Here is a 6501-nt window from a genome sequence, read left to right on the forward strand (position 1 = left end):
CGTTCACGGCGAGGGGGCAAGGGGGTGGGGTCACCGCCCCCACACCGGCGCATACACCTGCTGCATCGCCGGCGCCGCCATCGTCCACTGCCGGTAGCCGACCGTCCAAAGCGCTACATCTAGGCTAGCCAACAACCCGCCCAGAATGATCGCAAAGATCACGTTAAACAACACGGTGATGATGACCCACGCACCGAAACTCGTCAACGGATTGGCGCCGGTTGCAACCAACAACGCCCCCGCAATCGCCCCCACCGGCAAGCTATAGACCAGCCCGATCCCGACTGTCACCAACCAAACCACAACCGCCTGCCCTAGATTACGCCGCAAGACCTGCCATCCACGCTTGATGCTAGCCACCGGCCCTTGCCCCTCCAGTACGCACGCCCGCGCCGCCAGCGGACGGAAGACGGCAAGGAAGAGGCTCCATAGCCCGATCGGAATCGCCAGACAAATCATGAGAGCCACAATGGTGAGCACCCACGGTTCCAGCATCGAAGCTGACGGCCCGACACTCGCCATTGTTAAGACACTGGTAACCACCGCCCCAAACGCCACCAGAATGCCAATCCCTACCACCAGACCGGGCAGCGCCAACAGCAAATCCATCAGCGCCAACGGGACCATCCGGCTGACCCCAGCCGCAAAACTATTGCTCAAATCAAACTGCCCGCGCTGATCGAGCAGATCGGTCTGCACGATCGCCGCCCCTTCCACAATGCTCCCCACAAACAGCATCACCAGCCAACCCACCAGCAACACCAGCCCCAACGACAACACCCAGCCTGTGACCGTTTCCGGGGTCAAGTCATCCGGGATAAAGGCCAGCAGAAGCCGGCTCATAGCTTCATCCGGCGGCTGGCCCGGATCGCTCACGCCAAAATCGATCGTTAAACCATATCCGCTCCGCCCCACCAACGCCAACAAAATCCCCAGCCCCCACAACACTTTGTACCGCCACCAAACCGCAAACCCCCGCTTGAGCAGCGCGCCGATCTCCATATCATGACCTTTCTTGCTTCAACGATAGCCTTCGGCCTGCATATTGAACAAACGGGCATACATCCCACCGCGGGCTAACAACTCCTCATGCGTCCCCATCTCGGTGATCCGGCCATGCTCGAGCACCACAATCCGGTCGGCCATGCGCACGGTCGAAAAGCGGTGGCTAATCAGCACCGCAATTTTCCCTGCGGTCAAATCACGAAACCGCTGGAAGATTTCGTATTCGCGCTCAGCATCGAGCGCCGCCGTCGGCTCGTCAAGCACCAGCACTTCGCTCTCGCGCATAAACGCGCGTCCAAGCGCAATCTTCTGCCATTGCCCGCCCGACAGCTCGACCCCGTTCTCAAACCAGCGCCCCAACATCGTATCATAGCCGTGCGGCAGTTGTGCCAACACCTCATCGGCCCCGCCTCGCACCGCCGCCGAGCGAATGCGCGATTCGTTCGCCAGTTCATCGATCTGGCCAAACCCGATATTCTCCCGCGCCGTAGTCTGATAACGGACAAAATCCTGAAAGATGACCCCAATCCGTTGCCGCAACTCATTGATATTGTAATCACACAGATCAACCCCGCCGAGTAGAATCTGGCCTTCGGTCGGGTCGTACAAGCGGGTCAGCAGCTTGATCAACGTCGTCTTGCCAGCCCCATTCGCCCCAACCAGCGCGATTTTTTCCCCCGGCCCGATCCGCAAATTGATGTCGCGCAAGGCCCATTCTTCCCGATCAGGGTAGCGAAAGCTAACGTTGCGAAACTCGATCCCTTGCCGGATCGGGCGCGGTACTGGCAGATGGCCCCCGTGGCGCATACGCGGCTCGATCGCCAAAAAGTCAAACAAGTTGGTCAAGAACAACCCACCCTCATAAAGCTGGGCCAAATTACCGAACAGCGTCTGCACCACCGATTGACTCTGGCGGAAGAGGGTGAGGTAAAAGGTCATACCACCAATCGTAATCACCCCGGCCACTGTCTGCCAAATAATCCAGCCGTAAGCGGCGTAATAACCGGCGCTCGCCACGATCCCCCATAGCGTGCTGATCAGCGAACGCCGCCGGGCCAGCGCCGCATCTTCGTGGAAGAAGCAGTGAAATTGCTCTTGATGGCGCTCGATCAGCGGCTCGCCCAACGCAAACAGCTTCACCTCTTTAACGGCGGTATCCACCGTCAGCAGATGCTCAAGATATTGCATACGGCGAAACTCCGGCGCCCGCCACGTCAAGAGCCGGAACCGCAGCCGGCTGAAGTGGGTTTGGGCCAGAAACGCCGGAATGGTCGCGCCGAACAGTAACAACGCAATTAGCGGGCTTAACCAAAGTAGGCTGGCTGCAAACGAAAGCAAGGTCAACACTTGCTGAATGACGCTAAACACGGTGTTGACCATCGCCATCGCCCGCCAATTAGTCTCGCGCCGAGCGTTTTGCAATTTGTCGTAGTATTGTGCATCTTCAAAATAGTGCAGGTCGAGCAGCAGCGCCTTGCGCATGATCATCAAATTGACCATATTGCTCAGGCGGGCATGTAAGATGTGCTCGCTGAGCGACCGGCCCTGCGCCAATACCGCCCCCAGTGTAATCAACCCAAACTCGCTCAGCAGCCACGGCAACGTCTGTTGCAAGCCAACCAGCGCATCTACCCCGCCCTGCACCGCCACCACTACCGTATCCACGATCAGCTTGCCAACATACGCTTGCGCCAGCGGCAACCCCGCCGCCAGCAACGTAATCACCGCCATCAGCACCGTATGCCCCCGATCGGCCTGCCACACCAACCGGAACGCTGCCGGCACATTACGCAACGCTCGCCGCGTCTCAACCACCCACTGCCGCAACGTCTGCGGGCGCGGCGGCGACGGGATGGGGCGCGGACGACCGCGCGGAGGTTCTGTCATACTCTGTCCTCGCTATGCGCTACCGGAACGTGGTAGCATGATACGCGATCTGACGCGCAACTTTTCGCGCGTGTTGCACGTCTGATGGGAAAAAGGAGCAAATTCCCGCCGGGGCAACGCATGCCATCCTTCCCGGCGCAAGAGTATCGAACGCTATGGTTCCGCAATCCATCCGCCACCGGAGTACTGCCATGGAGACAATCATCGCGCTGGCGAGCTCGCTTGGTCTAGCCACCGCCACCGGCCTCAACGCCTATCTCCCCTTGTTAACCGTCAGTATCCTCTCCCGGCTAGACCTCATCCAACTCAGTGAACCATTCGACCTGCTTGCCCACCCAATTGTGATGATCGTGCTGGCGGCGCTGGCCATCATTGACTTCATTGGCGACAAAGTGCCGGCGGTTGACAGCGTTCTCCACATTATCGGGCTGGTGATCAGCCCCATCGCTGGCGCTATCGTCGCCCTCGCCGCCGCCCAAGATGTCGTCGCCATCCACCCGGCAGTCGTCGCCATCGCCGCCATCATCGCCGCCGCCGGCACCCAAAGCGCCCGCGCCAGCATCCGGCCCGCCGTCACCGCAGCCACCGGCGGCACCGCCAACTCCTTCCTCAGCTTCTTTGAAGACGCGCTCTCGTTCGTGCTCAGCCTACTCGCCGTCTTCTTGCCCATCCTTGCCCTCATCATCACCCTCGTCCTCGCCTTCGTTGCCTACCGCTTCATCCGCGGCGCCGTGCGCGTCTGGCGCGAAGCCAACTTGCGCCGGAACGGCGTCTCGCGCGCGCCGTGAGGGGCTGTTTAAAGGAGACGTTTTGCGCAGAATGTTAAACGCACAGTACATATAATGAACAAAAAACGCTATAATAAGCGCAACCATTTTGCCAACAGCAATGAAACGTATGGACAAACCATTGATCGTCTCACATCCCAATATCATGATGGGGAAACCTGTCGTCACCGGCACCCGCATCACCGTCGAACTCATCTTAGAGAAATTGGCTGCCGGTGAAACGATCGATCAAATCCTCGCCGCTCATCCCCGGCTGAGCCGTGAGGCTATTTTTGCCGCTCTCGCCTTTGCCCGCAATGCCCTTCGCGCCGACGTGATCTATCCCTTGGCCGAGGACGCGGCATGAATCTCGTGGCTGCTGAAAGCATCGATCGAGCTATTGTGGAACGTCTGCGGCAAGATGGTCATCAGGTCTGGCACATCGCAGAGATGGCCGGGAATTACGGATGATGAAGTCCTTGCGATTGCCAACCGTGCGCAGGCGATCCTGATTACCGCTGATCGCGATTTCGGCGAGATCGTCTTTCGGCGCCGGCTCCATACGCACGGCATCATCCTATTGCGATTGGCCGGTTTATCACCGGAACGTAAAGCCGATCTGGTCGCTTCAGCGATCGCTCAACACGAAACAGAGCTACACCAAGCGTTTGCAGTGATAACACCGGCAATATTACGAATTCGGATAACTGATCAGTAGCGAAGATGAAACAAACCCAATCCACTATGCCAACCCCGCAACCGCTCACCGATCTGCGCAAGCGCGTCCCGGAAGCAAAAAAACTGATTGCCGATCTGCTCACCGGCCTGCTCGGCCCGGTTGAACTCGACTACGACTTCTACCGTGAATGGAACGGATGCTGGAAGGTGCGCGTCACCGTACGCGGCAAAACCGCCGGCACGCTCGATTTCACCCTGCTCAGCACCGATTCAGGCGGGATGCTGGCGATGCCGCGCCCCCTGCCCGAACGCTGGCGCACCCAAACCGGCATCACCGCCAACGACGGCACCGTCTGGACATTGGACGACGCCGGGAATTTGATCCCGTTCACCGGTTCGCATTCACCGTAAAGACGCACAGCCGTGCGTCGCTCCCGTCGCCACGGTATTATAATTATCACAAAACCGTATGCCCGACCCGCAAACCATTCGCGCCTATGACGAACTGGCCCGCCAACAGGCCGAATTCCAGCGCAATCAGCGCCCAGAGTCGATCTACCGCCTGATCACGGCCTTCTTCCACCATGGCCGGCCCACTGCCGATATCGGCAGCGGCAGCGGGCGCGATGTGATATGGCTCAATCAGCACGGCTACCCCGCCACCGGCTTTGAACCATCGCTGGGCATGATCAACGAAGCCCGCGCCGCCTACGCCGGGATCAACGTCCAACCTGCCGCCCTCCCCGACCTCGCCGGCGTCGAAGATGCCAGCTTCGACAATGTGCTCTGCGTCGCCGTGCTCATGCACCTCCCCGCCGCCGAACTCATCAGCGCCGCCGTCAATCTCGCCCGCATCCTCCGCCCCGGCGGGCGCTTCATCGTCTCGTACCGCACCCCGCCCCCCGACGGCGAACGCGCCCCCGACGGCCGCCTCTACACCACCATCCCGCCCGCCCGCCTCACCCTCCTGCTCGAATCGGTCGGCATACGCGTACTGCTGGTGGAAGAGGTGCCTGATCAGAGTCGGCCCGGTATTCAATGGATCAATGTGGTGGGGGAAAGGGGAGAACGCGATACCGCCCGCGATCTCGAACGTATCGAAGCCGTTCTTGCCCACGATCGCAAGACGGCCACTTACAAGCTCGCCTTACTACGTGCCCTGTGCGCTTGCCCGCAACTCCGTCAATCCTGTTGAATGGGGGCCGATCGGGTTTCTGTTCCCCTCCGGGTAATTGCGATCCAATGGCTTATCTTCTACTGACCGATCGTGACCGCCTCTGAATACATTGCACAAATCCGCGGTGAATATCCGGGAACGCCGAAACCAATCGCTTTTCGGTCAGCTATCGCTGAATTAGCAACCATCACCGGCGGCCCAAGTAGCCTCTACAATATCTTGCGTGATCTCAAAGAGAATCCGCACCACTACGACGGCGTGCTCAGGTTGATTGCTCAAACCATTCGCAAAGGCCCGGTGACTCATGCTGGCAGTATAAACGCGCCTATTTTCACCTATCACCCCGGCAATAGCGAAACTTTCGGCTGGGGAGGCGTTCCCACCGATATTTGGCTCGATATTTGCCGGTTTGAACACTGGATTGAAGATAGTATCATCGTGCGTTGGGCGCGGCTTACCGATGAAATCAATCGCACTGCCAACCCCGGCCGTTATCTTGCTCTTTTGATGGCATCACCCCAAGATGAACGTGATACATCTGAAGTACGGCAAGTGTTGAGCAATAGTCACAACCTGCAATGCGTCTAGACTGGCAAGCCGTTGCGACGCGATTATGCCATCGATCACGTGATTCCATATGCCGTTTGGGGAAATAACGACCTGTGGAATCTGCTCCCTACCCTCCCGCAAGTGAATCTGGCGAAGAGCGATGCTCTTCCAGCTCGCCCACTCCTTATCAAACGAAAAGATGTGATTATCGGTTATCTGAGCTTATCTCTCTCACCCACACCGCTCGACGCGCAATGACACAATCCTCATATCATTGCGTTGAGGGGCGGACAGAAATTTGTTCGACCACAACCGTTGATCGCTGTGTGACGCCTCAACGCTTAACTCTACACTCCCCTCTCCCGCGCCAGTTGAGGAGCGGAGCTGGGAGTGAGGGCCAGCAGCCCCCGCAGCGGGCTGCGTACCCCTAGCCCCGCC

9 protein-coding genes are annotated in these 6501 nt (G+C 58.9%); 7 read left to right on the forward strand and 2 right to left on the reverse strand.

The annotated features are described in order from the left end of the window. Positions 1-30 precede the first annotated feature (30 nt). Together U9R81_RS17295 and U9R81_RS17300 are read right to left on the reverse strand one after the other, a co-directional pair. A complete protein-coding gene (locus U9R81_RS17295) occupies positions 31-1002 on the reverse strand; it encodes a hypothetical protein (protein WP_322496670.1) in 972 nt (323 codons plus the stop codon). 18 nt (positions 1003-1020) lie between these two features. After that, positions 1021-2892, reverse strand: a complete 1872-nt coding sequence (locus U9R81_RS17300; RefSeq protein WP_322496671.1) for an ABC transporter ATP-binding protein — start codon at positions 2890-2892, stop codon at positions 1021-1023. 191 nt (positions 2893-3083) lie between these two features. Between U9R81_RS17300 and U9R81_RS17305 the strand changes: the two genes are divergently transcribed. The 7 genes from U9R81_RS17305 to U9R81_RS17330 all read left to right on the forward strand — a co-directional run bounded on the left by U9R81_RS17305 (position 3084) and on the right by U9R81_RS17330 (position 6321). After that, complete coding sequence (locus tag U9R81_RS17305) at positions 3084-3680, forward strand: DUF4126 domain-containing protein (protein WP_322496672.1); 597 nt, start codon at positions 3084-3086, stop codon at positions 3678-3680. A 109-nt stretch (positions 3681-3789) separates the two neighbouring features. Continuing rightward, positions 3790-4026 (forward strand): DUF433 domain-containing protein, encoded by a 237-nt coding sequence (locus tag U9R81_RS17310; RefSeq protein WP_322496673.1) that lies wholly within the window; start codon positions 3790-3792, stop codon positions 4024-4026. A gap of 54 nt (positions 4027-4080) precedes the next feature. Continuing rightward, positions 4081-4377, forward strand: coding sequence for a DUF5615 family PIN-like protein (locus U9R81_RS20125; protein ID WP_416180985.1), 297 nt, complete (start codon positions 4081-4083; stop codon positions 4375-4377). Between the two features lie 5 nt (positions 4378-4382). Further along, entirely contained in the window at positions 4383-4748 is a 366-nt protein-coding gene (locus tag U9R81_RS17315; RefSeq protein ID WP_322496674.1) for a hypothetical protein, read from the forward strand. 58 nt (positions 4749-4806) lie between these two features. Next, positions 4807-5532, forward strand: a complete 726-nt coding sequence (locus U9R81_RS17320; RefSeq protein WP_322496675.1) for a class I SAM-dependent methyltransferase — start codon at positions 4807-4809, stop codon at positions 5530-5532. Between the two features lie 72 nt (positions 5533-5604). Next, positions 5605-6102 (forward strand): hypothetical protein, encoded by a 498-nt coding sequence (locus tag U9R81_RS17325; RefSeq protein ID WP_322496676.1) that lies wholly within the window; start codon positions 5605-5607, stop codon positions 6100-6102. A gap of 12 nt (positions 6103-6114) precedes the next feature. Further along, on the forward strand, positions 6115-6321 hold the full coding sequence (locus U9R81_RS17330) for an HNH endonuclease domain-containing protein (RefSeq protein ID WP_322496677.1): 207 nt from the start codon (positions 6115-6117) through the stop codon (positions 6319-6321). Positions 6322-6501: the final 180 nt, after the last annotated feature.

This window comes from Chloroflexus sp. (assembly GCF_034435895.1).
Lineage (GTDB): Bacteria > Chloroflexota > Chloroflexia > Chloroflexales > Chloroflexaceae > Chloroflexus.